2 protein-coding genes are annotated in these 1,317 nt (G+C 58.4%); one reads left to right on the top strand and one right to left on the bottom strand.

What is annotated here, in order from left to right; genetic code table 11:
* Positions 1 to 77 precede the first annotated feature (77 nt).
* Positions 78 to 995: an SdiA-regulated domain-containing protein gene (locus D6877_RS16835; RefSeq protein WP_130911511.1), complete on the top strand. Its 918-nt coding sequence runs from the start codon at positions 78 to 80 to the stop codon at positions 993 to 995.
* A 143-nt stretch (positions 996 to 1,138) separates the two neighbouring features.
* Here the strand turns inward: D6877_RS16835 and D6877_RS16825 are convergent.
* Positions 1,139 to 1,317, bottom strand: a 179-nt coding sequence (locus tag D6877_RS16825) for a ribose-5-phosphate isomerase A (protein ID WP_178083699.1), incomplete at its 5' end; no start/stop codon positions are given.

Below are 1,317 nucleotides of genomic sequence, written 5' to 3'. Positions count from 1 at the left end.
GAGGCAAGTGGCCATTAAGCTTCAATTCAGACGGGCGTGATATTTCATCGGCCTGTCATGAATCCGAGCCTGCCTGAATGCGTCGACTTGCCCGCCCCAAACCGCTGATCCTCGTCCTGTTGATGATTGTCCTGATCGTGTTGATCGCGATCGGCCAATACCTGCGCCTGTTCGAGCGCGCCTGGTTCAACCTGCACACGCTGTGGCAACCGGTGAGCAGCGAGGCGATCGGCCTCGACCAGTATCGGGTGACGATCGAGGCGCGGCCGATCGAGGGGCTTGACGATGACGTCTCGGCGCTGACCTACGATCCGGTGCGCAAAAGCCTGTTCACCGTGACCAACAAAAATTCCGAACTGATCGAGCTGTCGCTCGAAGGTAAGATCCTGCGCCGCATCGCCCTGGTCGGTTTTGGCGATCCGGAAGCCGTCGAGTACATCAGCGCCGACACCTACGTGATCACCGACGAGCGCCAGCAACGCCTGATCAAGATTCACCTCGACGCCGACACCACGTTTCTTGATGCCGAAGACGCCGAGCAAATGACCCTCGGCGTGCATATGTCCAGCAACAAGGGTTTCGAGGGCCTGGCTTACGACTCGGTGGGCAAGCGGTTGTTCGTGGCCAAAGAGCGCGACCCGATGCTGATCTACGAGGTCCACGGCTTTCCGCATTTCAAACCGGACAAGACCTACGCGGTGCACGTGATCAACAACCCCAAGCGCGATGCCGGGATGTTCGTGCGTGATCTGTCGAGTCTGCAGTACGACGAGCGCAGCGGGCACTTGCTGGCGCTGTCGGACGAGTCGCGGTTGATTATCGAACTGGATGTCGACGGCCGCCCCTTGAGCACCATGTCGATCAGCGGCGGGCGTCAGGGTTTGCAGAAAACCGTGCCGCAGGCGGAGGGAATTGCGATGGATGATGACGGCACGTTGTACCTGGTGAGCGAGCCGAATCTGTTTTACGTATTCAAGAAGCCCACACAAAACTGACCAACACCACAAAACACTGTGGGAGCGAGCCTGCTCGTGAAGGCGGTTGATCAGTCTCTGAATATGTTGACTGAACCGACGCTTTCGCGAGCAGGCTCGCTTCCACAGGTTTATTTATCAGCCCAAGGCAAGTGGGCAGTCTGTTACTCAGCCTTCAGGGTTTTCACGCCTTCACTGGTACCCAGCAACAACAAATCCGCCGGGCGCGCGGCGAACAGTCCGTTGGTGACCACGCCGACGATGGCATTGATCTGCGCTTCCAGCTCGACCGGGTTGGTGATCTGCAGGTTGAACACGTCGAGGATGATGTTGCCGTTGTCGG

The organism is Pseudomonas sp. Sample_9 (genome assembly GCF_004307535.1).
Taxonomy (GTDB): Bacteria; Pseudomonadota; Gammaproteobacteria; order Pseudomonadales; family Pseudomonadaceae; genus Aquipseudomonas; species Aquipseudomonas mercuritolerans.
The sequence above is the reverse complement of the archived record's forward strand: the minus strand, read 5'-3'. Positions and strand labels throughout refer to the sequence as shown.